The 20,709-nt window shown below is 65.9% G+C and carries 26 protein-coding genes and 1 riboswitch; of the genes, 13 read left to right on the forward strand and 13 right to left on the reverse strand.

Annotation, left to right across the window (positions count from 1 at the left end; translation table 11 throughout):
• Window positions 1–157: 157 nt before the first annotated feature.
• Window positions 158–310, reverse strand: a complete 153-nt coding sequence (locus ACFULV_RS04890) for a hypothetical protein (RefSeq protein WP_378653226.1) — start codon at window positions 308–310, stop codon at window positions 158–160.
• A 260-nt stretch (window positions 311–570) separates the two neighbouring features.
• Window positions 571–996 carry an Hsp20/alpha crystallin family protein gene (locus ACFULV_RS04895; protein WP_378653228.1) on the reverse strand — a complete coding sequence of 142 codons (426 nt, stop codon included), beginning with the start codon at window positions 994–996 and terminating at the stop codon, window positions 571–573.
• A gap of 157 nt (window positions 997–1,153) precedes the next feature.
• On the opposite strand from ACFULV_RS04895, the gene ACFULV_RS04900 reads away from it, so the two are divergent.
• Window positions 1,154–1,462, forward strand: a complete 309-nt coding sequence (locus ACFULV_RS04900) for a MerR family transcriptional regulator (RefSeq protein ID WP_378653230.1) — start codon at window positions 1,154–1,156, stop codon at window positions 1,460–1,462.
• Between the two features lie 32 nt (window positions 1,463–1,494).
• On the opposite strand, the gene ACFULV_RS04905 is transcribed toward ACFULV_RS04900, so the two are convergent.
• Both ACFULV_RS04905 and ACFULV_RS04910 read right to left on the reverse strand, forming a co-directional pair.
• Complete coding sequence (locus tag ACFULV_RS04905; protein WP_378653232.1) at window positions 1,495–1,782, reverse strand: DUF1905 domain-containing protein; 288 nt, start codon at window positions 1,780–1,782, stop codon at window positions 1,495–1,497.
• A 25-nt stretch (window positions 1,783–1,807) separates the two neighbouring features.
• Complete coding sequence (locus ACFULV_RS04910) at window positions 1,808–2,188, reverse strand: DUF1761 family protein (RefSeq protein WP_378628513.1); 381 nt, start codon at window positions 2,186–2,188, stop codon at window positions 1,808–1,810.
• A gap of 76 nt (window positions 2,189–2,264) precedes the next feature.
• Here ACFULV_RS04910 and ACFULV_RS04915 point away from each other — a divergent pair, with 76 nt between their 5' ends.
• Window positions 2,265–2,912, forward strand: coding sequence for a TetR/AcrR family transcriptional regulator (locus ACFULV_RS04915; RefSeq protein ID WP_378653235.1), 648 nt, complete (start codon window positions 2,265–2,267; stop codon window positions 2,910–2,912).
• Window positions 2,913–2,925: 13 nt separating this feature from the next.
• On the opposite strand, the gene ACFULV_RS04920 is transcribed toward ACFULV_RS04915, so the two are convergent.
• Together ACFULV_RS04920 and gndA are read right to left on the reverse strand one after the other, a co-directional pair.
• Window positions 2,926–4,134 carry an alpha/beta fold hydrolase gene (locus ACFULV_RS04920; protein WP_378653237.1) on the reverse strand — a complete coding sequence of 403 codons (1,209 nt, stop codon included), beginning with the start codon at window positions 4,132–4,134 and terminating at the stop codon, window positions 2,926–2,928.
• Between the two features lie 319 nt (window positions 4,135–4,453).
• Window positions 4,454–5,899, reverse strand: a complete 1,446-nt coding sequence (gene gndA, locus ACFULV_RS04925) for an NADP-dependent phosphogluconate dehydrogenase (RefSeq protein WP_378653240.1) — start codon at window positions 5,897–5,899, stop codon at window positions 4,454–4,456.
• A 164-nt stretch (window positions 5,900–6,063) separates the two neighbouring features.
• A riboswitch (TPP riboswitch) is annotated at window positions 6,064–6,160 on the forward strand.
• On the opposite strand from gndA, the gene ACFULV_RS04930 reads away from it, so the two are divergent.
• From ACFULV_RS04930 to ACFULV_RS04945, 4 genes are all read left to right on the forward strand, one after another.
• Window positions 6,151–6,858, forward strand: coding sequence for a TenA family protein (locus tag ACFULV_RS04930; protein ID WP_378628505.1), 708 nt, complete (start codon window positions 6,151–6,153; stop codon window positions 6,856–6,858). Its footprint overlaps the riboswitch before it by 10 nt.
• Window positions 6,855–7,877 carry an ABC transporter substrate-binding protein gene (locus ACFULV_RS04935; RefSeq protein ID WP_378653242.1) on the forward strand — a complete coding sequence of 341 codons (1,023 nt, stop codon included), beginning with the start codon at window positions 6,855–6,857 and terminating at the stop codon, window positions 7,875–7,877. The genes ACFULV_RS04930 and ACFULV_RS04935 overlap by 4 nt, the downstream gene beginning before the upstream one ends.
• Window positions 7,855–8,694, forward strand: a complete 840-nt coding sequence (locus ACFULV_RS04940; RefSeq protein ID WP_378628501.1) for an ABC transporter permease — start codon at window positions 7,855–7,857, stop codon at window positions 8,692–8,694. The genes ACFULV_RS04935 and ACFULV_RS04940 overlap by 23 nt, the downstream gene beginning before the upstream one ends.
• Window positions 8,687–9,526: an ABC transporter ATP-binding protein gene (locus ACFULV_RS04945; RefSeq protein ID WP_378653245.1), complete on the forward strand. Its 840-nt coding sequence runs from the start codon at window positions 8,687–8,689 to the stop codon at window positions 9,524–9,526. Before ACFULV_RS04940 ends, ACFULV_RS04945 begins: the two co-directional genes overlap by 8 nt.
• On the opposite strand, the gene ACFULV_RS04950 is transcribed toward ACFULV_RS04945, so the two are convergent.
• Both ACFULV_RS04950 and ACFULV_RS04955 read right to left on the reverse strand, forming a co-directional pair.
• Window positions 9,473–10,132 carry a DUF3159 domain-containing protein gene (locus ACFULV_RS04950; RefSeq protein WP_378653247.1) on the reverse strand — a complete coding sequence of 220 codons (660 nt, stop codon included), beginning with the start codon at window positions 10,130–10,132 and terminating at the stop codon, window positions 9,473–9,475. The two genes, ACFULV_RS04945 and ACFULV_RS04950, sit on opposite strands and share 54 nt — an antisense overlap.
• Window positions 10,133–10,298: 166 nt before the next feature.
• Complete coding sequence (locus ACFULV_RS04955) at window positions 10,299–10,874, reverse strand: hypothetical protein (RefSeq protein WP_378653250.1); 576 nt, start codon at window positions 10,872–10,874, stop codon at window positions 10,299–10,301.
• Between the two features lie 92 nt (window positions 10,875–10,966).
• On the opposite strand from ACFULV_RS04955, the gene ACFULV_RS04960 reads away from it, so the two are divergent.
• Window positions 10,967–11,149, forward strand: a complete 183-nt coding sequence (locus ACFULV_RS04960) for a hypothetical protein (RefSeq protein ID WP_378653252.1) — start codon at window positions 10,967–10,969, stop codon at window positions 11,147–11,149.
• Window positions 11,150–11,162: 13 nt separating this feature from the next.
• Complete coding sequence (locus ACFULV_RS04965; protein ID WP_378653255.1) at window positions 11,163–11,996, forward strand: alpha/beta fold hydrolase; 834 nt, start codon at window positions 11,163–11,165, stop codon at window positions 11,994–11,996.
• 196 nt (window positions 11,997–12,192) lie between these two features.
• Here ACFULV_RS04965 and ACFULV_RS04970 read toward each other — a convergent pair whose 3' ends face one another.
• The 3 genes from ACFULV_RS04970 to ACFULV_RS04980 form a co-directional block, all read right to left on the reverse strand.
• A complete protein-coding gene (locus ACFULV_RS04970; RefSeq protein WP_378653257.1) occupies window positions 12,193–13,782 on the reverse strand; it encodes an alpha/beta hydrolase in 1,590 nt (529 codons plus the stop codon).
• Between the two features lie 375 nt (window positions 13,783–14,157).
• Window positions 14,158–14,958: a helix-turn-helix domain-containing protein gene (locus tag ACFULV_RS04975; protein WP_378653260.1), complete on the reverse strand. Its 801-nt coding sequence runs from the start codon at window positions 14,956–14,958 to the stop codon at window positions 14,158–14,160.
• A 124-nt stretch (window positions 14,959–15,082) separates the two neighbouring features.
• Window positions 15,083–15,751, reverse strand: coding sequence for a TetR/AcrR family transcriptional regulator (locus ACFULV_RS04980; protein WP_378653262.1), 669 nt, complete (start codon window positions 15,749–15,751; stop codon window positions 15,083–15,085).
• Between the two features lie 63 nt (window positions 15,752–15,814).
• On the opposite strand from ACFULV_RS04980, the gene ACFULV_RS04985 reads away from it, so the two are divergent.
• Together ACFULV_RS04985 and ACFULV_RS04990 are read left to right on the forward strand one after the other, a co-directional pair.
• Complete coding sequence (locus ACFULV_RS04985; protein ID WP_378653265.1) at window positions 15,815–16,117, forward strand: hypothetical protein; 303 nt, start codon at window positions 15,815–15,817, stop codon at window positions 16,115–16,117.
• Between the two features lie 118 nt (window positions 16,118–16,235).
• Window positions 16,236–16,586, forward strand: coding sequence for an Lsr2 family protein (locus ACFULV_RS04990; protein ID WP_378653267.1), 351 nt, complete (start codon window positions 16,236–16,238; stop codon window positions 16,584–16,586).
• Window positions 16,587–16,675: 89 nt separating this feature from the next.
• Here ACFULV_RS04990 and ACFULV_RS04995 read toward each other — a convergent pair whose 3' ends face one another.
• Together ACFULV_RS04995 and ACFULV_RS05000 are read right to left on the reverse strand one after the other, a co-directional pair.
• Complete coding sequence (locus tag ACFULV_RS04995) at window positions 16,676–17,317, reverse strand: hypothetical protein (protein ID WP_378653270.1); 642 nt, start codon at window positions 17,315–17,317, stop codon at window positions 16,676–16,678.
• 140 nt (window positions 17,318–17,457) lie between these two features.
• Entirely contained in the window at window positions 17,458–17,826 is a 369-nt protein-coding gene (locus tag ACFULV_RS05000; protein ID WP_378653272.1) for a winged helix-turn-helix transcriptional regulator, read from the reverse strand.
• Between the two features lie 64 nt (window positions 17,827–17,890).
• On the opposite strand from ACFULV_RS05000, the gene ACFULV_RS05005 reads away from it, so the two are divergent.
• From ACFULV_RS05005 to ACFULV_RS05015, 3 genes are all read left to right on the forward strand, one after another.
• The gene (locus ACFULV_RS05005; RefSeq protein WP_378653275.1) at window positions 17,891–18,265 is read left to right on the forward strand and encodes a VOC family protein; all 375 of its coding nucleotides are present in this window, start codon (window positions 17,891–17,893) and stop codon (window positions 18,263–18,265) included.
• 263 nt (window positions 18,266–18,528) lie between these two features.
• The gene (locus ACFULV_RS05010) at window positions 18,529–19,929 is read left to right on the forward strand and encodes an MMPL family transporter (RefSeq protein ID WP_378653277.1); all 1,401 of its coding nucleotides are present in this window, start codon (window positions 18,529–18,531) and stop codon (window positions 19,927–19,929) included.
• A 2-nt stretch (window positions 19,930–19,931) separates the two neighbouring features.
• Window positions 19,932–20,654: an MMPL family transporter gene (locus ACFULV_RS05015; protein WP_378653280.1), complete on the forward strand. Its 723-nt coding sequence runs from the start codon at window positions 19,932–19,934 to the stop codon at window positions 20,652–20,654.
• Window positions 20,655–20,709 lie beyond the last annotated feature (55 nt).

Consider the following 20,709-nt stretch of genomic DNA (forward strand, 5'->3'; position numbering starts at 1 on the left):
GCCATCACCTGATCGATCCCCTGGACACCGTCAGCAAACATTCAGCATAGCTCTGGTGCGTTACGCGCCGATGTCACGACGACCAGCTCGACCACCGTGCGGCCGTCCCGGATCCACTGCCATTGGGGGCAGCGACAGGAGGGCCGCTCGGAGCGGGTCAGCGATCAGGTCGCGGCAGGTGTAGCGGTGATACACCGTCCATGATCTCGGTCCACCACGGCTCGAGCGGGCTGGGCTCGGGCCACCGGATCGCGGTCGGATCGGTCGGTTCGGCTTGTTCTCGTCGTTCGATGGCGTAGTCGATCGGCATCGGTGATCCAGTCGGTGCGCTCAGGGTGGCCGGGTCCGTGACCCGGCCACCGGATTGCAGGGAGGTCGAATTCAGCTCATTCGAAAGGGCTTCGGGGATCGTTCGATACGGATCACCTCACTTTCGGGACAGCACCGGTGACGAACCGGCAAAACGGCTGCTACGAGGTTGCGTGCGCGGCGGAGGGCTGCGCTGAGTGGGCGCGACCGAACCAGCCGCCCCGGTGATCGAGGCAGTCATCGCCGACCTCTTTCACGGGCTCAGGCGTTGATCGCCTGGCGTTCGCGGTCGTAGTCGCGGGCGATCTCGATCTTGCGGGGTTTGGCCTTCTCCGCGACCGGGATCGACAGTCGCAGAACTCCGTCGCGGTAGTCGGCGCGGATCTGGTCGGTGTCGAGGCTTTCGCCGAGGAACAGCTGTCGGCTGAACACTCCGCGCGGACGCTCCGCGGCGATCATCGACCGATTCACGTCGAGGCCGGGCCGGGACGCGCGCACGGTCACCACATTGCGTTCGACGTCCAGATCCAGCGAGTCCGGGTCGATTCCGGGCAGATCGAGCTCGACGACGAACTCGTCCCCGTCGCGCCAGGCATCCATCGGCATTGCCGCCGGTTGCGCTGCTGTGCCGAACATCTGCTGGGTCAACCGGTCCAGATCACGGAAAGGATCGGTGCGCATCAACATGGTCGCCACCTCCAACTCACTCCATTCTCGGTAGGATTGTCATCAGATAACCTCTGTCACCTGACATAGATATTTTCTAGCACTCGACCCAGGTGAGTGCAAGTACTGGAGACAAGTAATCTGAGAGTGGACGACACGAATCGAGGTGAGGACACAGATGATCTCCCGGCACGACTCAGGGCCGTCACCAGCACAGGCGGTGTATGCGATCTCGGTTGCCGCGGAGTTGGCCGGCATCGGGGTCCAGACCCTGCGCCTGTACGAGCAGCACGGCTTGCTCATTCCCGCACGCAGTGCCGGTGGCACCCGTCGTTACAGCGGTGACGATCTGACGCGCCTGCACCGGATTACCACCCTCACCGGCGAGGGGGTCAATCTGACCGCGGTGGCTCGCATCCTCGAACTCGAAGACACTGTCGCGCGCCTGCGCGCGGAACGCGATCGACTACGCGCCAAGCCGAAGTAGACGCCCCTGAGCAGGGAAACTCGCCACGTCCGTCAGCTCAATCGTTCAGTCAGCTCGACGGTGACTTCGTCACCATCGGTCTTTCCGATGCGGCGGCGGATCTCGGCGGCGACGGGAAGCTTGTGGGTACCGTCGCCGAGTGCCATGAACGACGATGTGAACGGGACACCGTCCACCGTTCCCTTCACCTTGACCAGCCCCCGGGTGCCGAAGATCCGCGCGGAGTCGGGCAGTTGCACGCACGTCCACGTGTCACCCTCCCTGACCTTTCCGAGGACAGCGGTGAACGTGATGTCGATCGGTCCCGGTGCGGTGTTCATGAGAGCTCCTGTCGGGGTTCGGGATTCAGACGAACATGCCGAGCACGACACCGCTGACGACCAGCTTGAGAACCCAGTCGGTCATGTGCACCAGGGCGGTCGGTATCGGCACGTTCTCGTGGACGACGGCACCGGCGAGGATGGTCACCGGGAGTACCGCCACGATCGCACCTACCGCCGCCCCTGCGGCGATGCCATGCCGATCGCCGGCGACGAGCAGTGTCGCCAGCACCGCCGCGGCCAGCAGCCCACGCAGCACCACGAACAGCATCTGGACCGGCATGCCGATTCCGGGACGCGGGGTACTCGTCCTCGACACCAGCGCGGCGATCGGCGGTGTCGCGTACAGCAGTGCGCTGATGACGAACGAGACGACCGCCGCAACGACGACACCTGCAACTATCATGGCCAGCTCCTTGAGTACGATGCAGTACTCAATTTAGGAGGATGAATAAGTACTGTCAAGTACTAATATGGGGAGCATGACCTCTTCTGCTCGACGCCGCGGCCGACCACCCGGGAAGTCCGGCGCCGAATTACTCACCGTCGCCCGCGAGGTGTTTCTCGAGCGCGGGTTCGCGGGGTCGACGATGGACGAGATCGCCGCACGCGCCGGGATCTCCAAAACATCGCTGTATCGCGAACATCCGTCGAAAGAGGGCTTGTTCGCCGCGGTCGTGGAGCACTGGACCACCGCCGGGCGTGATGCGATGCGCCCCGCCCTGTCCGAACTCGAGATCGCCGAAAATGTCCGCGAGGGCTTACTCGTCTGGGCACGAACCCTGCTGGCCGGCGTCCTCTCGCCGACCGTGGTGGAGATGCGCCGGCTGGTCACCGCCGAGGCGGCCCGTCTGCCCGACGTCGGGGCAACATATCTGCACCAGAGCTGGGTCCGCAATATCGGCGCTCTCGCCACCACACTGCAGGTGCTCGACGCACGCGACATGCTCGCGATCCCCGACCCCCAGGCCGCAGCCGAACAGCTCACCTGGCTGGTCGTGGGCGCACCGCTGAACGCCCGAATGCTCGATGCCACAGCAGCATCGGCGAACACGCCCGACGCAGCGATAGATCTTTTCCTGGCCGCTTACCGACCGGCCCTGACCGCATCCGAACCCGGCGGTTCGTGATGCGGCCACACGTTCAGGCGAGCGCCTCGTCCGCGAGTGCTCGTGCCGCCTCGTCGGGCGCGTAATTCGCCAGCGCGAGGACAAGGCTCTGGATCCCGGTCCGCGCGGATGGCGGCAAGTGCGCGTGGCGTGCGACATCGAGCTCGTTGGCGATCGTCAGCACCGCGAAATCATGCAGTTCAGCGCCCTGGACCAGCGTGGAAGTGCCGGTGAAGCGGTCGATCACCGACAGCGGCTCTCGCCCGAGGTCGCGGTATGTCCGTTCGCGGTCGCACTTGCCGTAGAGATAGACCAGATCCTCGGCGTCGTGCCCGATCACGTTCGCGAGCCGCGGCCGATCGGTCGTCGGCAGGAGCTCGACAGCGAATCCGTCCGTGCCATAGGACGCGTGGCAGATCGCGGCCAGACGGGTTCGCGGCGTGGCGTTCCATTCGACCACGAGGGCATGGACCCGGCGCAGGTGAGCGTGCAGAGTTCCTCCGGGGTGTTCGATCTCTTCGGCACCGAGAACCCGCTGTAGGTCGAATGCGCTCTGAACAGCGTGGGCGGTAGCGAGCCAGGTGCCGGCGTGCTCCGAGACGATGCGCGCGAGCTCGTCGGGAGCCTCCCGGGCGACGAGATGTCCGGCATCCGGCACACAGGTAACCGTGACACGACGATCGGCGAGGAACCGATCCACTTCGGCGTCGGTGAGCGGCGACCGTCCGCCGCGCACGAGCAGCATCGGCACCTCGGATCCGACGGCCGTCGCATGCAGCGCAGGCCCCGCCGCGAGGCTGTCTTCCACCAGTTCCGTGCGTTGATCGTGAAGACCTATCTCACCGAGCCAGGCGCGTACCCGATCCGGATCGGAATTCGGCACCACATCGACAAGGATCAGACCGGCCACACGACGCGCAATATCCGGTTCGCCGAGGGCGGCGACGGCAGCGAGCCCGCCGACGGAGGCGCCCACCACAACGAGCGGTGCCGGCTCGCGCCGCACCATTTCGGCCACGTCATCGGCAACCGCCCTGAGGACTCTCGCCTCGCCGGTGCTGTCGCCGTGTCCACGCAGATCGAAGGCGACCGTCCGGAATCCGGCCGCGGCGATCTGCGACGCGACCGGTGCCCACACGCCGCGATGCTCGCCTCCCGCGTGGAGCAGGAGCACCGTCGGGCCCGCGCCGGTCACGGTGCCGCACAAGGTGACATCCCCCAGGCTGATGCTCACGTCGGTCATGAGCGAACCGATCGCCGGCAACCGAGGCCACCGCTGTCCGTGAGCACACCGGTCGGTCGCGGATTGTCCTTGCGCACAGCAGGATCGGTCGTATTCATGACGCTCCTCGGCGAACTTCGGGAATGACGTGGTTTCGTCGCAGACTGCGGAATTCGGGTCGACACCCGTCCCGCGTCCTGCGTCCCGATCCGGGACGTATCAGTGACGCGGGGCGGGTTGCCGCCCTGGTCCCACGACCATCATCAGCGACAAACCATCAGCGGGTCAATCCTCGGTTCCCTTGGCCGACCCCGAGATTCACCACACCGGCAGCCAGAGCTCAGTCCGCGACGACCTCGCTGCGGTCACCACTCCACAGAGTGTGGAACTTGCCGTCGGCGTCGATGCGCTCGTAGGTATGTGCGCCGAAGAAGTCACGCTGGCCCTGGGTCAGCGCGGCGGGCAGACGCTCTGCGCGCAGTGCGTCGTAGTACGACAGCGAGGACGCGAACGCCGGGACCGGGATACCGAGCAGGGTGGCGGTGGACACCACGCGCCGCCAGCTGTCGATCGCGGTCTCGATGGCCTCGCGGAAGTACGGCGCGAGGATCAGGCTCGGCAGGGCGGGGTCCTGCTCGTAGGCTTCCTTGATCCGGTTCAGGAACCGGGCCCGGATGATGCAGCCGCCGCGCCAGATCGTCGCCAGATCGCCGGGGTGCAGATCCCAGCCGTACTCGGCGCTGCCCGCGGCGATCTGGTCGAAGCCCTGTGCGTAGGCGACGACCTTGGACGCGTACAGCGCCTGCCGGATGTCCTCGGTGAACTGCTCGACATCGGTGGGCTTGTCGGCGAGCGTGCCCGAGGCGAGACCCACCGCGGCTTTGCGCTGGGCACGCGAACCCGACAGCGCCCTGGCGAAGACCGCCTCCGCGATGCCGGTCACCGGCACACCGAGATCGAGCGCGGACTTGACCGTCCAGCGGCCGGTGCCCTTCTGCTCGGCGGCGTCGACGATCACGTCGACCAGCGGCTTGCCGGTCTTCGCGTCGACCTGCGCGAGCACCTGCGCGGTGATCTCGACCAGGTAGCTCTCCAGGTCCCCGGAATTCCACTGTGTGAACACGTCCGCGATCTGCCCGGCGTCGAAACCGAGCGCGTCACGGAACAGGTGGTAAGCCTCACCGATCAGCTGCATATCGGCGTATTCGATGCCGTTGTGCACCATCTTGACGAAGTGTCCGGAACCGTCGGGGCCGATGTGGGTACAGCACGGCGTGCCGTCGACCTGCGCCGCGATCGACTCGAGCAGCGGGCCGAGCGATTCGTAGGATTCCTTGGGCCCGCCCGGCATGATCGCGGGACCGTTGAGCGCGCCTTCCTCACCACCCGAGATGCCTGCCCCGACGAAGTTGAGGCCACGTTCGGCCATGGCGGCCTCGCGGCGAATCGTATCGGTGTAGAGGGCGTTGCCGCCGTCGATGATGATGTCGCCCGGCTCCATCACGGCAGCCAGCTCCTCGATGACGGTGTCGGTGGCCTCGCCCGCCTTGACCATGATCAGCACCCGTCGCGGCTTCTCGAGCGCCGCGACGAACTCCTCCACGGTCTCGGTGCGGACGAAGTCGCCGTCACCGCCGTGTTCGGCGAGCAGCGCGTCGGTCTTGGCCACGGAGCGGTTGTGCAGCGCGACGGTGTAGCCGTGCTTGGCGAAGTTGCGGGCGATGTTGCTGCCCATCACTGCCAGGCCGGTGACACCGATGTGCGCACGCGCGGTAGAGGTCGACATTGATCAGCTCTCTTCGTTCGGCGATTCGATGGGTGCGGAAGACGAACTCCTTGGCAGGCAAGTTACTGGGTGCCGGTTCGCCGCCGAACACCTACCACCGTGACCGGGCTACACGGCGAACCGGGCCCGGCCCGCGTGTCGGCGGTCGCTGCTAGTGTCGGTCGAGTTCTGACACGGGGTGTCTCGCGACCGCGAGGCTGAGAACAGACCCGCTGAACCTGTTCAGGTAATGCTGACGAAGGGATGTCACGGTGTTGCACGCCCACACCACAAATACCGGCCTGTTCACCGATCACCTCTGGGACCGCACCAAGGTCCTGCGGAGCGCGATCGATGAGCTGGAATTCCTGCGGCACCTCGGCGAGGGCACCTTGCCGCTCGAGGTGTTCCGGACCTACATCGAACAGGATTCGCTGTATCTGACCGGGTACTCGAAGGCGCTGGCGATTCTCGCCGCCAAGTCGCCGGACCCGCAGACCGCCGCTTTCTGGGCGACCTCGTCCGCGAACGCCGCCGCTGTCGAGTCGGCCATGCACGACCAGATGCTCACCGGCGGAGCCCTGCCCCCGCGGCAGGGCGAGCCGGAGCATTCCCAGACCTGCCTGGCCTATGTCTCCTACTTGATCGCGGCCGCGGCGACCGAGTCCTACGCGGTCGCGGCGGCGGCCGCGCTGCCCTGTTTCTGGATCTATGCCGACGTGGGACGCGGCCTGGCCGAGAGTGCCGCGAAGGTGATCGCCGCCGACGCCGCCCACCCGTACGCGCAGTGGGTCACCACCTACGGCGCGGAAGAGTTCCAGCAGGCCGCGGCCACGGCGCGATCGCTGGTCGACGCCGCTGCCGAGTCGGCGACCGAGCGTGAGCGGGCGGCGATGGAGAAGGCATTCATCCTCGCCGTGCGCTATGAGCTGATGTTCTGGGACACCGCCCTGCACCCGCAGCCCTGGCCTGCCGCATGAGCGGGCGGCTGCGCCGCGCACTCGCGGTCATGGCAACCACCGTCGCGACCCTGTCGCTGGTCACCGCCTGCGGTTCGGGCGGCGGCTCCGATCAGACCATCCGCTTCGCGCTGGACTGGACGCCCAACACCAATCACTCCGGACTGTATGTCGCATTGCAGCGCGGCTACTTCGCCGACGCCGGCCTGGATGTGCAGGTGCTGCCCTACAACAACACCTCGGTCGACACGGTGGTCGACGCCGGGAACGCCGAATTCGGGATCAGTACCCACAATTCGTCGACGTTCGCCCGCGCCTCGGGTGCGCGCATCCAGTCGGTGCTCGCGCCCCTGCAGCACTGGGCGACCGGGATCGGTGTGCGCGCCGACCGTGCCGACCTCGCGAGCCCGAAGAATCTGGACGGCAAGACCTACGCCGGTTTCGGTGACCCGGGTGAGAAGGAGTCACTCGCGCAGGTCATCCGCAACGACGGCGGCACCGGCGAATTCACCTCCGTCATGCTGGGATCGTCGGCGTACGAGGCCGTCTACTCCGGGAAAGCGGACTTCACCGTCTCGTATCTGGCGTGGGAGGGCATCGAGGCCGAACACCACGGCACTCCGATGAAGTACTTCCGCTACACCGATTTCGGATTCCCCGACTCCTACGCCATCGTGATCGACGCCAACGAAGGCTGGCTCGCCGAGAACCCCAACCGCGCGAAGAAGTTCGTCCAGGCCCTGCAACGCGGCTACCAGTTCGCCGCCGACAACCCGGACGCCGCTGCCCAGGACCTCATCGACGCCAACCCGGGCGCGTTCAACGACGAGAAGCTGGTCTTCGACAGTCAGCGAATGCTGGCCGACCAGTTCATGAAAGACCCGAACGGCCGAGTCGGTACCCAGACCGTGGAGCAGTGGTCAGCGAATTCCCGATTCCTGTACCGCAGCGGCCTGCTCAACGGGCCCGACGGTAAACCACTGACCACCGAGCCCGACTGGTCGACGTATTTCACCGATGACTACCTTGCCAACCCGTGACCGGTCCGTAGACGCGCAAGCCCTGTCCAGCGACCGGGCCGGTCGCTGGACAGGGATCCGGTGGGCGGTGCCATCGATCGTCACGGTGGCGGTCCTCGTGGCCGTGTGGCAGATCTATGTCATCACCAGCGGTGTGCGTCCGCAGGTACTGCCCTCGCCGGTGCGTGTGGTCGAGCAGGGCTGGGCGCATCGCGACGAGATCGCTACCCACGCGGCCGCCACCTTGCAGGTGACGCTGATCGGTTTCGCGGTCTCGCTCAGCGCGGCATGGATACTGGCGGTGGTCGTCGACTTCTCGCCCTGGCTGCGACGCGCGCTGGTGCCGTTGTTCGTGGCGTCGCAGACCGTGCCGATCGTCGCGATCGCACCGTTGATGATCATCTGGTTCGGGTTCGGTCTCCTGCCGAAGATCCTGGTGGTCGCACTGGTCACCTTCTTCCCGATGGCCATCGGCCTGATCGAAGGGTTCGCCGCGGCAGACCGTGACGCGGGCGCGCTGCTACGCAGTATGGGCGCCTCTCGCGTGCAGGAGTTCCGGTATGTGCGGCTGCCCTCCGCGCTGCCGCGATTCTTCACCTCGTTGCGGATCGCGATCACCTACGCGGTCGTCGGTGCGGTGTTCGCCGAATATGTCGGCGCCAGTGTCGGTCTCGGCATCTACATGAGCCTGCAGAAGAATTCGTTCCGCACCGATCTGGTACTGGCGGCGGTCTTGGTGACCGCGTTGCTGAGTATCGCGCTCTACCTGACGACGTTCGCGGTCGAGCGCCTCGTCGCGCCGTGGGCGCGCGCGGAGAACAGGAGCCGGCGTGACTGACGCAGCAGGCGACCGGATCGTCGTCGACCAAATCACCAAGTCGTTCCCCCAGCCCGGTCGTGGCAGCCCTGGTCTCGAGGTGTTGGGCGGGGTGTCGTTCACGGTCCGATCGGGCGAGTTCGTCACGGTCATCGGCCCCAGCGGCTGCGGCAAGAGCACGGTGTTCAACACGCTGGCCGGACTCGAATCCCCCGACTCCGGCAACGTCGGCTTCCGTGCGGCCGACGGCGAGGACACCGCGTCGCACTGCGCCTACATGCCGCAGAAAGACCTGCTGTTCCCGTGGCGAACCATCCTCGACAACACCATCCTCGGTTTGCGCGTGCAGGGTGTCCCGAAATCAGAGGCCAGACGCCGCGCTCGCGAACTGTTCCCGGTATTCGGCCTGTCCGGTTTCGAGGATGCCCGCCCGTCCCAGCTGTCGGGCGGGATGCGGCAGCGGGCCGCACTGCTGCGCACCGTCGTCCAGGAGCGCGAGTTGCTGTTGCTCGACGAACCCTTCGGCGCACTCGACTCACTGACTCGCACCGAGATGCAGGCGTGGTTGCAAGAGGTCTGGCAGCGCTACCGGTGGATGGTCCTGATGATCACCCACGATGTCCGTGAGGCGGTGTACCTGTCGGACCGGGTGATCGTGCTGTCGGCGCGTCCGGCCACCGTGCGCCGCGAACTGCGCATCGATCTGCCGCGTCCGCGCGGGTTGTCCATGATCACCGCCCCCGAATTCGTCGCACTGGAGGAAGAACTTCTCGCGATCCTGCACGAGGAGTCGCGTCGCTCACTCGAGCAGTCGCTGGGTCGAGCGACGAAACGCCCAGACGACGACCACTAGCGCCAGCGCCAGCAGCGGGGTTCCCATGACGATCTTGGTGGTGGCCAGCCAACCGGCGGCATCGATGTCGTAGAGCCAGTCCTGGACGAAGTAGCGTGCCGTGAACACCGCGGCGAGGGCGAGGGTGGCGATATCGTGCCCGCGCAGTGACGGGCGGTCCTGCCGCCAGGCGAACTCGTTGCCGTGCAGCATGTTCCACAGCACCCCGGTCAGTGGTCGGCGTGCCAGCAGCGAGGCGAGTGCGACAACGGCGCCGGCCAGACTGGCCCAGATGCCGACCAGGAAGAATCCGCCTGCCGACCCGGTCCACGCGGCGACACCACCGGCGACGACGACTCCGACGAGCCCGCCGCTCGCCTGGACGGCCGGCTCACCGCGAAGGATCCGACCTCCCATGATCGCCACCGCGACGGCGACAGCGGACCCGATGGCAATCGGTAGTGCCACCAGCGCATTCGCCACGACGAACGCGATGATCGGTATCGCCGTGTAGATCATTCCTGTGGTGCCGCCGAGTTGGTCGACCAGCCGCTGCGTAGGGTCGGCCGTCGATACCCGCGAGGCGGCGGACTCGTCGACGTCGCGGTGGGATTCGGGCTGAATCATCGTGCTCTCCAAGCGGTTGCGCGAAAAGGTGTTGTGCGAGGAACAGCTCCAACGTTCGTCGCCGCGAACGCCGGAAACCAGTGCGCGCCAACACCTTTTCCGATGACACCCTCATGGATGCGACATGACATCTGTCACGACAGCCGGCCCGGGATCGCCCGCGTGCTCAGCGCATGGGTTCCATCAGACTCAGCAACCCGAGGTCCTCGGCGAGCGCGCCGTCCTGGCCGAGCGCGGCGAAGTCGGCCTCGACCTCCGACAGTGCGAGCTTGCCCGCACGCACCGCGCGGTAGCGCACATACGACCAGAGGAAGACGTCGAGGTTGTCGAAGCGGGTCCCGCCCTCGAGGACCTCTTCCTCGTGAAACCACACCGCGACCTGACCGGTGGTGAGCACGACGTAGAGGTTGCCGCCGCCGTCGGCCCCGAGGGAGAACACGTCCTCGTCGGTCAGTTCGGTCGTGTAGTCGGCATCGAGAATCCCGCAGCCGTTGCCGGCGAAGTCGAAAGCGTAGGACCAGTCGAAGATGTCGAGGAACTGCGGCAGCCGACCGGAACGAACCCGGCGGTCGAAGGCCGCGAGTGCGGCGGCGCCGACCGGAGGCAGTCGTTCGAGAAACGGTTCCACCGAACGAGTTCCGGCGGAGACGACGACAGGTTCGCCGTCACCGAACCAGTGGGCGAGATCGGCATCGAGGCCACGATCGGTATAGCCGACGAGGTCGGCGAGGGTGAGCGTCACGCCGAAATTGTAGAAAACGACATCCGACAGGCGCGATCGCATGTCGCGGTCCGGATGTCGGGTCACTCAGTGTATTTTCGGGACTCGAGCAAGTGGCCCGCCGACTCGTCATCGACGTCGCGCTGCTGCATCTGAGTGCGGTCCGGTTCGGTCTCACCGGACCGGTGAAATACACGATGGGCGCCCGCGATGCCACCAGGGTCATCCGGGTGCCGCACCCGCGCATCACGGTGGCGGTGAACTACGAAGGCTGGACCCCATTTCAGCGAAAGTAAGGGTGAACTGATCATGTCCTCGTCGACCAACGTTCCGAATCCGCGCCGACGCCGGATGCTGAGCGTCGTGGCAGCCACGATTGTCGCGCTCGGCCCGTTCGTCCCCGCACTCGCGACCGCCGATCCCGGCGAACCCACCCTGGTTCTGGTGCACGGCGCCTTCGCCGACGCCACCAGCTGGGATGGAGTCGCCGCCGAGCTGCGCGGACGCGGCTATCGTGTTGTCACAGTGGACAACCCGCTGCGCGGGCCCCGCAACGACGCGCAGGCGCTGCAGGGCGTGCTCGACTCCATCGATGGCCCGGTTGTGCTCGTCGGGCACTCCTACGGCGGGTCGGTCATCACCAACACCCACGACTCCAAGGTCAAAGCCAACGTCTATATCGCGGCATTCGCCCCGGCACAGGGTGAGTTCGTGCTGGGCCTGATCGACCCGATCCGGTTCCCCGGCAGCCGACTGTTCCCACCCGCACTGCAGGTACGGGTCGTGGACGACGCCACCGGGATCGCGGGCAAGAATGTCGACGGCTACATCGAGGAACCGTACTTCCGCGATATCTTCGCCCAGGACGTCAGCGCCGAGACCGCCGCGAACATGTACGCCCATCAGCACTCGGCGGCATTGAACGCCAATCTGGAACCCTCCGGCGCACCCTCGTGGGCGAGCACACCCAACTGGTACCTGATCTCGGGTGAGGACCGTGTCATCCCCGCAGCCGCGCAACGATTCATGGCTGGGCGTGCCGGGGCCACCACTCGCGAGATCAGCTCCTCGCATGCCTCGTTGGTCTCCCAGCCGATCGCCGTCGCCGACACCATCGCAGACGCCGCGGACTCGGTTCGATAGCCGAGTCCGCCGCACCGGCGACCAGCCGGGCACTTATCTGCGGGCGCGCCGGGTGGTGAGAACTGCGGCGATCCAAAACACGACGGCGAAGATGCTCAACCCGATGGCGACCCATTGGGTTGGTGACACGCGACTCAGCAGGGACCGCTTACCGGCGGCGTCGTTCATCGGAGTCCTCCTTTCGACGGGGTGGCGGTCACTCGGCGCCACGCAGGATCTCTCGTAAACGCTCGGTGTCGGCGACGGTCCAGTCGGCCGGTGACAGGATCGCGGCCCAGGCATCGGCGATGTCGGCCTGGAAGGTGTGGCCGTGCCCGTCTGGCACATCGACCGCGACTGCCATGTCCGCCGACACCTGCAGAAACGTCACCACCGGGATCCAGCGGGTGCTAGGCAGGACATCGCGACCGCGTTCCTCGGTGAGCCAGTCAGGTTTCTGGAACAGCAGTCGCGGGGTCCACCAGGTGATCGGGTCCGAGGCGTGCTGGAGATAGACGACCTTGGGTGCGATCCACACGGCGTCGGGGCGGGCGAGATCCGGTGTGTCAGCGACGAATCGCACAGTGTGCCCGTCCCGGTAGATCGGCAGCCACTGCGGGGAACCCGGGTCTCGTCGTGCGGTGGCATCGCGCCACACCGGATTGGTGGCGGTGGGACCGACGAACAGGACGCCGTCGGTACGGGCCGCCATGTCCTGGATGCCGGAGAACGCCGCCTCACCACCGAAGGACCCGAGGCTCTCCCCGAAAACCACCAGCTTCGGCCGGCGATCGACCGATAAGAGGTCCCACTCGGTGTGCACCGCCTCGAACAGCGCTTGACCGGCCTGTCGAGCGCGTTCCTGGTCGACGACAAAGGAGAGCCAACTCGGCAGGTAGGAGTACTGCATACTCACCAACGCACTGTCACCGTTGGCCAGATACTCCAACGCCGAGGTAGTCGACTCGTTGATCCACCCTGTTCCGGTGGTGGTCGCGACCCCGAGGACCGCTCGTTCGAATCCACCGGCCCGACGCAACTCGGCAACCGCGAGATCTGCTTCGGCTCTGATGGTCTCCGCGGAATCGAGGCCGGTGTAGACGCGAATCGGCTCGCGCGCGGGCTTTCCGCTGAATGCGGCCAGTTCGCTCGCGGTGGGACCGTTGGACACGAAGATTCGCCCCTGCCTGCCCAGCGAGTCCCAGCTCACCAGCGAGCCGGGACCACCGGAACGCTCCGCGAGAACGGGCTCCTCGGTATCGGGCGAGCTCTCGTCGTTCACGGCCTTGAACGTCTGGTTGAGCATCGACATCGCCACGTCCGCGACCACGCCGTTGACCGCGGCGACAGCCACCGCGGCCACCACCACACCGCCGAGCACCGCCGCGACGCGCGGCGGCATCACCCGTGCCAAGAGCCCACCGACCCATCGCGACAGCGACCAGCACAGCCGCGCTATCGCGATCAATACCCCGAACACGACTGCGGCGATCACCACGATGATCGGATAGGCGTGCCAGGCAAGTCCGCTCACCCCCATGAGCGAACGCAGATCGCTTTGCCAATCGGCATACCAGGCCAGCACCGCGACCGACCCGAGGCAGGCCACGAGGCCCAACCCCCACCGCGCCACCGATGGCGCGGGCCCACGCTGTCGTTGCAACATCCACCGCATCAGGGCGGCGACCGCGATGCCGAGTCCGTATCCGAAGGCAGCGGCGGCACCGGTGACGATTCCCTGGAACAACGGACCTCTGGGCAGCAGGGACGGCGCCAGCGACAACCACACCAATACCAACGCTCCCACGGCTCCACCGAAATAGAATCTCCGACCGGTCGGCATCACGGCATCGGATCTGGAATTCATTTGTTCCCCTGTGATTCGACCAACGATCCACCGGCGCACAGAATTCACTGCCGAGCCCGGCGCAGCTCTGTCGCGCAATCAGTCCGACACGAGGACTGGTCCGGGATTCGTTCAGTGGTGTGAACTATACGACCCGGTGATGCCACAACGCGGAATTCGGGCAATCGACACCGATATGTGAGTTGAACACAGGTCACACGTGGTAGCCCCGTCCGGTACAACCACTCGACAGTGCACAATCCTGAGGATGCGCCGCGCGTCGAGGTCGACTACCGGAGCATCGGGCCGCGACGATGGTCGCCGAAGATCGGTCCTCTATACGATCGATACCCGCGCCATCGGAAGGTCGCGGCGAATCCCCACAAAGGCGCGCAACCAGCCCGGATAATCCACGACGTCGACATCGAACACCTGCACAGTGAGACTGACCGGTCGTCCCGCCCCTGATTCGCGGAGTTGGATCGGCGGCAGCTCCGAGGTGAACGTCACTTCTCCGGCGTTCCATATCGAACAGAACTCCGGGTAGGCACCGAGCTCGTCGAGAAGCTGCTCTGGCCAGTCGGCGTGGCCGAAGGTGCCTATTCGGCCACGTAATCCGCTCACCGTCGCCTGTGCGACAGTGTCCCAGTCGACGAAGACCTGCCGGGCGATCTCGTTCCCGAACAACCAATGCAGCCCGTTCTCGCCGACGCGCAGCCCGGGCAATATCGACTGCGCGGCATTGTTGAGCGCCAGGATATTGCCGCGGGCGTCGAAATATCCGGCCACTCCGCCGCGCTGCGCATCGAGTATGCGCAGCGCGTCGTCGCTGATTCGGGCGCGCAGTTGCTCGACCGTGGGGGTCGACGTGATCGGCAGTCCTGCCAGGTCGAACAGGTGCCGTCGCTCGGTCATCGTCAACGCCCGGGCTCGGCCCAGGCAGTCGACCAAGGATTCGACGACCGCACGCGCTGGATGATCCCGGTCGCCCCACTCCAGGTGGGTGACATAGCTGGCGCTGACTCCTGCCGAGACGGCCAGTCGCTCGCGTGACATTCGGCGATCGTCACGCAACCACCGCAAAAAGCTGCCGAATGTCGGCAGCGTCAGCAGTTCCGGATCGTGCGACCTGGTCATTTGGTTCACGGCACTCACTCCCGTTCGAGCCTTGCCTACGCCCTGCACGATAGCGACCACAGCACGCTACCGGCCCGGAACACGCAGGTTCGGACCGGTGACAAGGGTGCTTTCCTTTGCCGCACTACCGCGCGTTATGCCGATCGCGCAGGAGCAGCCGGATCCAGGCGTCGGCCAGCCAGTCACGGAAACGCTCTGCCGTCCAATGGCGTTCGCCTACGAGCAGTACCCAGTATTCGGTGGCGTTCATACTCCAGATCACGTCGGCAACCTCGTCGTCGGACAGATCGTCGCGCAGCTGCCCCGTACTGCGCAGGTCTGCTGCGAACTCACGCATATTGACGGCGCGGCGCTCGCTGATCTCAGCCCATATACGCGCGCACGACGCGTCGGTCGTCGCTGCCTCGCGCAGCGCCAGGAAGATCGGCGCGAGGCGTTGCTGAATGGCGACCAGCGCGTCGGCATAGATCGCGATCTTGTCCTCGGCTGCGTTCGCCTCTCGGATCGCACGAACGTACTCGCGCTGCCGAGCCGGAATCGCATGATCGGTCCCGGAGAGCGCTGTCTCGACCAGTTCTCGGAGCAGTACCGGCTTACGTCCGATCGATGCGTAGACCGTGTCGACGGAGACGCCTGCGTGCGTGGCGATCTCGGCCACCGTGGTGGCGGCGTAGCCCCGCTCCACGAACAGCGCTCGCGCCGCCGCGAGGATCGCGTGACGCGTATCCGCGGCCTGCGCGGCGCGCCGAGGGGCGTGGTATCGACGCTTGTCTGCCTTGACGTTCTCGTTCATCGGCGCCTATTCTACCAATATTCATCCGATACTGATTCGGGTGAATTCAGAAGGGATCCGGCCATGGTCTACGCCTACATTCAAGATGTCCCTATCGGTGAGGAGCTCTACAACCGGATCATCGAAGGACTGGGTCCGGAACCACTCGACGGCTCGCTGCTACACCTGTGCGTGCGTCGCGACGACGGCGGACTGCGCTATATCGACGTGTGGGAGTCCGAGGCGCATTGCGCTCGCGCCTTCGACGAACGCATCCACCCCGCGGTCGATGCCGCTTTCGCGGGCGTCCGTCCCGGCGAGCCGACGATTCGACACCTCGAGATCGTCCACGCGACAGGCTCGCTGCTGGTCGCGAAGGACACGTGACCATCGACTCTGCGCTTTGCGCCCTTCTGCTGCCTGTGCGCTGGCACTAGGCGCGCTCGACCCGCATTCGGCTACTACGATCCGTGGACACCTCCGCACCCGAATGAGAAGGATTCCCATGGCGCGCAAAATCATTGTCAGCCTTATCGACGACTTCGACGGCACATCCGAAGCCGACGAGACCGTCACTTTCGGAATCGACGGAGTCGCCTACGAAATCGACCTGTCCGAGACCAACGCCACCAAACTGCGCGAAACGTTCGACCAGTGGCTTCCCTACGCCCGCCGAATCGGCCGCACCAAGACTTCCACCGGTCGACTCTCCGCGAAAACCCCTGCGAGCACACCGATTCGACGCAACGATCTCACCGCCATTCGTGCATGGGCCGGCAGCAACGGCCACACGGTATCGACTCGCGGACGGATCTCCGCAGACGTTATCGCCGCATATGACGCAGCGTCTGCATAAAGCAAGACTGTTTGTCGTGCTGGGCGTTCGCCGGCTGCGACGGGTGACCCGGGCATAGTCGAACGTCCGGGTCCAACACCGTTTCCCGCTCAGATCTCGGCGAGCACCGCAGCATCCACATACCGTGGATCACGAGCGATCGCGGCGAAACTCGACTCACCCTCGCCGCCAACCGATTCCTCCACCTCGGCCAACCGGACGAGTAGATCGAAGTAGCTCGCTTCAGCCGGCCGCAACTCCGCGATCGTCGCCGTGAGATCGAAATCGGCGGCGAACCGCGCCCGGTCGGGACCCACCAACAGCGTCGCCAGCCACCCACCCGAATCCGCCGCGAACATCGATCCGCTGGTTTCGGCCCAGAACAACACCGCGCTCGGTGTGACCTCGGAGCTCGAGCGCCCCGCCGCGGCGAGCATCACCAGCGCGGTATAGATGTTCGACTCGCAGAATCCGAAGTGCATCAAATACGCCTCGAGCGCTCCCGCCCGATACCTCAGCACGTAGGTCAGCCCACCGGTGTCCTCCCCGAAGCAGTCGGCGAAGTACTCCCGAGGCGTGATCCCCTCCTCGGCCTGCCGCCAATCCGGTGTCTTGCCGTCCCAGAACCGCCCGTCATACATCGCGCCGTGATTCTCGATAGTCTCCGGCCCCGGCGCCGGTGTCTTCAACCACTGCTCGAATGCCTGTCGCTCCATGGGAATTCGAGCAGCAACGACAAACGTGTCCGACACAACCGGCTCCTCATCGATCTCGATCGCACCCACCATCGCGGGCCCACGCGCCATCCTAAGATCTCGCACCCGCTACTTCGGCGGCGTGATCACGCCGAGGGCGCCCGCGCAGCCCGGGCTCCCTGGTGCACAGTGACCGGTCAGCGAGGGTCCGCGGTGGGATGCGCGGCGAGCAGTGATTCCAGGTGCGTGCGCGACCAACCACACAGTTCGTGCACGGTCGTGAGCAGGTCGATCCCGGCCGCGGTGAGCGAATAGTCGACGCGGGGGCTGGCGGAGTGGTGGTCGTAGCGGGCGACGATTCCGTCGGCTTCCAACCCACGCAGGGTCTGGGTGAGCATCTTGTAGCTGATGCCTTCGACCGACCGATGCAGCTCGGCGAAACGTCGCTCACGAGTTCCGATCGCTTCGATGACCGTCAATGCCCACTTCGTCGACAGCGTCGCGAAGATTCGGCGAGCGACAGCGGCCGCCTGCGCTTGCCGCACGGATTCACTGACGACAGCCATGTAGAGCCTCTCACCTCGAAGTGCGTACTTACCCACGACAAACATCGACCGTACCGTCGTGGCGGTGAAGATCCTCAAGACCTACGCCCGACTCTTTGTCACCGACCTCGAGCAAGCGCTTCCCGTCTACGAAAAGCTCGTCGGAACCGCGGCGGATCTGCGCTTCCGCTTCGAACAAGCCGATATCGCAGCGGTCGGGGACTTCCTTGTCATTGCCGGGCCGCACGACGCGGTCAGCGCATACCGCGACACCGTCGGACCGGTGATCGTGGACGACCTCGACGCGGCGAGGCAGTTCGTCACCGACATCGGCGGCGAAATCACCAGCGGTCCGATTGTCTCGGCGACAGGTCGGGTGGTGTACGCGCGCCACCCGGACGGCACGAACGTCGAATATGTGCAGTGGGCAGCCGACATCCGCTCGCACGTGCTCGACTGACAGCGGCGGACCGGTCCGGTCGACTCCAGCGCAGAATCCTGTCGCCGCGACAAGTTCTGCGGCGGAAATTCTCCGGAGGATGCAGTGACAGTGGCTGTTCGCCGCATCGATACTTGCTTCGACCCGGGTCGCGGGATGGCACCGGCGCCGCCCCCTCCATGCCCGAGCCGCGGCGGTGGTGATGGCCGTCGCGATGAAGACGGCGCCGGAGTGCACGTGCGGTGCCCGCGATGAGATGAGGGACGGTGCGAGTACTCGCGCGGATGGCTGTTGGTCGACCGAAGACCGTGATCGCGGTGATCGCGTTGTTACTCGTTCTCGCAGGTGCGGGTGGCGCTTCGCTGCAGCAGCGATTGTCCGGCGGCGGGTTCTGGAACGCGGATGCCGAATCCGCGCGCGCCGCTCGGGTCTTGGCGGACAAGTACACCACCGGGACACCGAATGTCATTGTGCTGGTCGATGTTCCGACCGCAGCAGGAAACGTCGACACACCCGCGGTCGCCGCCACCGGTCTACGGCTGACCACCGAGCTCGCCGCGGTGTCCGGTGTGCGTTCGGTGAACTCGTACTGGTCCAGCGGATCACCGGAATTCCTCCGCACTACCGATCGCGGCAAGGCGCTGGTCGCCGTGGATATTCCCGGTGACGAGATCGTGGTGGACACCGTGGTGTCCCGGCTGATCGACAGCTACCGGGATCGAGACTACGGCGAGCTCCACCTGCGGTTGGGTGGCGCCGCGGTGAGCTATCACGATGTCACCGAACAACTGTCGCATGACATGAAAGTCAGTGAGGCGGTGACGATTCCGATCCTGCTGGTGCTGTTGGTGCTGATCTTCGGCAGTCTGGTCGCCGCGGGGCTGCCGCTGGTACTCGGCGTGGTGTCGATCATCGGCACGTTCGGAATCCTCCGCCTGCTCACCGAGGTCACCCAGGTTTCCAGCTATGCGCTGAATCTGACCACGATGCTCGGACTCGGTCTCGGCATCGACTACAGCCTGTTCCTGGTCAGCCGATTCAGAGAAGAACGCCACGGCGGCCGCGACGTACCGACCGCGGTGCGGGTGACCGTGCTGACCGCCGGGCGCACAGTGCTGTTCTCCGCCGCCACGATCGTCATCGCGATGCTGGCGATGCTGCTGTTCCCGATGCCGTTCCTGCGTTCCCTGGCCGCGGCCTGCCTGTCGGTGACGCTCTTGGCCGCGCTCGCCACCGTGACGTTGCTGCCTGCTCTGCTCATGTTGTTCGGGCACCGCATCGACTCACTCGACCTGCGTCGCGGCCTCCGCCGGCTGCGCGGGCGAGCCGCCCCCGCACCCATGCTGCCCGAGAACGGCTTCTGGTATCGCACCGCGCGGCGAGTCACCGCGCGCCCCTGGGTGTTCGGTGGTGCGGCGTTGCTGGTGGTGGTCTTGCTCGGCGTCCCGTTCGCGGGGCTGCGATTGGGTCTGACCGACGATCGAGCATTGCCGGTGACGGTGGAGAGCCGTCACGTCGGTGACGTGCTCCGCGCCGAATTCCCGGCCACCTCGGCGGGACGGTTCGATGTGGTCGTCGACGGGCAGATCAGCACGACCGAACTGGCCGAGCTGACACAGCGCATACAGCATCTCTCGCATGTGCGCCTGGTTCGTAGCCAGCCCGGGCCCGAGGGCGCACACTGACAGTGATCCCCGATATCGACCCGTATTCGCAGGCCGCCGAAACCCTGCTCGATGACATCCGGCGGACCGACTCGCCCGCGCCGCTGCTGGTCGGCGGCGCCACGGCCGAGAACACCGATACCAAATCCGGATTGGCAGGGCGCCTGCCCGTGGTCATCGCACTCATCGTGGTCGCGATGCTGGTGTTGCTGTTCGCGTTCACCGGCAGCGTGGTGATCCCGTTGAAGGCGGTGCTGCTCAACACATTGAGCTTGTCGGCGACCTTCGGCGCGATGGTCTACATCTTCCAGGACGGGCACCTGAAATGGCTGGTCGGTGATTTCACCGAGATCGGCTATCTGGCCGCGCCCGTGCCGGTGCTCGTCTTCTGCTTGGCCTTCGGGTTGTCGATGGACTACGAGGTGTTCCTGCTGTCACGGATCACCGAGGAGTACCGGACGCGCGGTGTGACGGCCGACGCGGTCGCGTACGGGCTGGAGCGCACCGGCCGCATCGTCACCGCGGCCGCCGCGCTGATGGCGATTGTCTGTGTGGGGCTTGCCTTTTCACAGGTCGCGTTCACCAAGCTGATGGGCGTGGGCTTGACGCTGGCGGTACTGATGGACGCGACCGTTGTCCGGGGCGTGTTGGTACCCGCCTTCATGCGCCTGCTGGGCGCCGCGAACTGGTGGGCACCGCGGTTCCTGCGAAGAGTCCACCGTCACATCGCCGTGCGTGAGGACTGACCGATCCCCTGCGCGGCGGTTTGGCTCCGGGTGCAATTCTTCGGCTCCGTATTCG

It is taken from the genome of Nocardia sp. NPDC057272 (assembly GCF_042668615.1).
In the GTDB taxonomy this organism is placed as follows: domain Bacteria; phylum Actinomycetota; class Actinomycetes; order Mycobacteriales; family Mycobacteriaceae; genus Nocardia.

What these genes read in the sequence shown, in the direction of transcription:
- ACFULV_RS04890 (WP_378653226.1), bottom strand. Translation starts at nt 310, where the DNA reads ATGCCGATCGACTACGCCATCGAACGACGAGAACAAGCCGAACCGACC.
- ACFULV_RS04895 (WP_378653228.1), bottom strand. Translation starts at nt 996, where the DNA reads ATGTTGATGCGCACCGATCCTTTCCGTGATCTGGACCGGTTGACCCAG.
- ACFULV_RS04900 (WP_378653230.1), top strand. Translation starts at nt 1,154, where the DNA reads ATGATCTCCCGGCACGACTCAGGGCCGTCACCAGCACAGGCGGTGTAT.
- ACFULV_RS04905 (WP_378653232.1), bottom strand. Translation starts at nt 1,782, where the DNA reads ATGAACACCGCACCGGGACCGATCGACATCACGTTCACCGCTGTCCTC.
- ACFULV_RS04910 (WP_378628513.1), bottom strand. Translation starts at nt 2,188, where the DNA reads ATGATAGTTGCAGGTGTCGTCGTTGCGGCGGTCGTCTCGTTCGTCATC.
- ACFULV_RS04915 (WP_378653235.1), top strand. Translation starts at nt 2,265, where the DNA reads ATGACCTCTTCTGCTCGACGCCGCGGCCGACCACCCGGGAAGTCCGGC.
- ACFULV_RS04920 (WP_378653237.1), bottom strand. Translation starts at nt 4,134, where the DNA reads ATGACCGACGTGAGCATCAGCCTGGGGGATGTCACCTTGTGCGGCACC.
- gndA (WP_378653240.1), bottom strand. Translation starts at nt 5,899, where the DNA reads ATGTCGACCTCTACCGCGCGTGCGCACATCGGTGTCACCGGCCTGGCA.
- ACFULV_RS04935 (WP_378653242.1), top strand. Translation starts at nt 6,855, where the DNA reads ATGAGCGGGCGGCTGCGCCGCGCACTCGCGGTCATGGCAACCACCGTC.
- ACFULV_RS04940 (WP_378628501.1), top strand. Translation starts at nt 7,855, where the DNA reads ATGACTACCTTGCCAACCCGTGACCGGTCCGTAGACGCGCAAGCCCTG.
- ACFULV_RS04950 (WP_378653247.1), bottom strand. Translation starts at nt 10,132, where the DNA reads ATGATTCAGCCCGAATCCCACCGCGACGTCGACGAGTCCGCCGCCTCG.
- ACFULV_RS04965 (WP_378653255.1), top strand. Translation starts at nt 11,163, where the DNA reads ATGTCCTCGTCGACCAACGTTCCGAATCCGCGCCGACGCCGGATGCTG.
- ACFULV_RS04975 (WP_378653260.1), bottom strand. Translation starts at nt 14,958, where the DNA reads ATGACCAGGTCGCACGATCCGGAACTGCTGACGCTGCCGACATTCGGC.
- ACFULV_RS04980 (WP_378653262.1), bottom strand. Translation starts at nt 15,751, where the DNA reads ATGAACGAGAACGTCAAGGCAGACAAGCGTCGATACCACGCCCCTCGG.
- ACFULV_RS04985 (WP_378653265.1), top strand. Translation starts at nt 15,815, where the DNA reads ATGGTCTACGCCTACATTCAAGATGTCCCTATCGGTGAGGAGCTCTAC.
- ACFULV_RS04990 (WP_378653267.1), top strand. Translation starts at nt 16,236, where the DNA reads ATGGCGCGCAAAATCATTGTCAGCCTTATCGACGACTTCGACGGCACA.
- ACFULV_RS05000 (WP_378653272.1), bottom strand. Translation starts at nt 17,826, where the DNA reads ATGGCTGTCGTCAGTGAATCCGTGCGGCAAGCGCAGGCGGCCGCTGTC.
- ACFULV_RS05010 (WP_378653277.1), top strand. Translation starts at nt 18,529, where the DNA reads ATGGCTGTTGGTCGACCGAAGACCGTGATCGCGGTGATCGCGTTGTTA.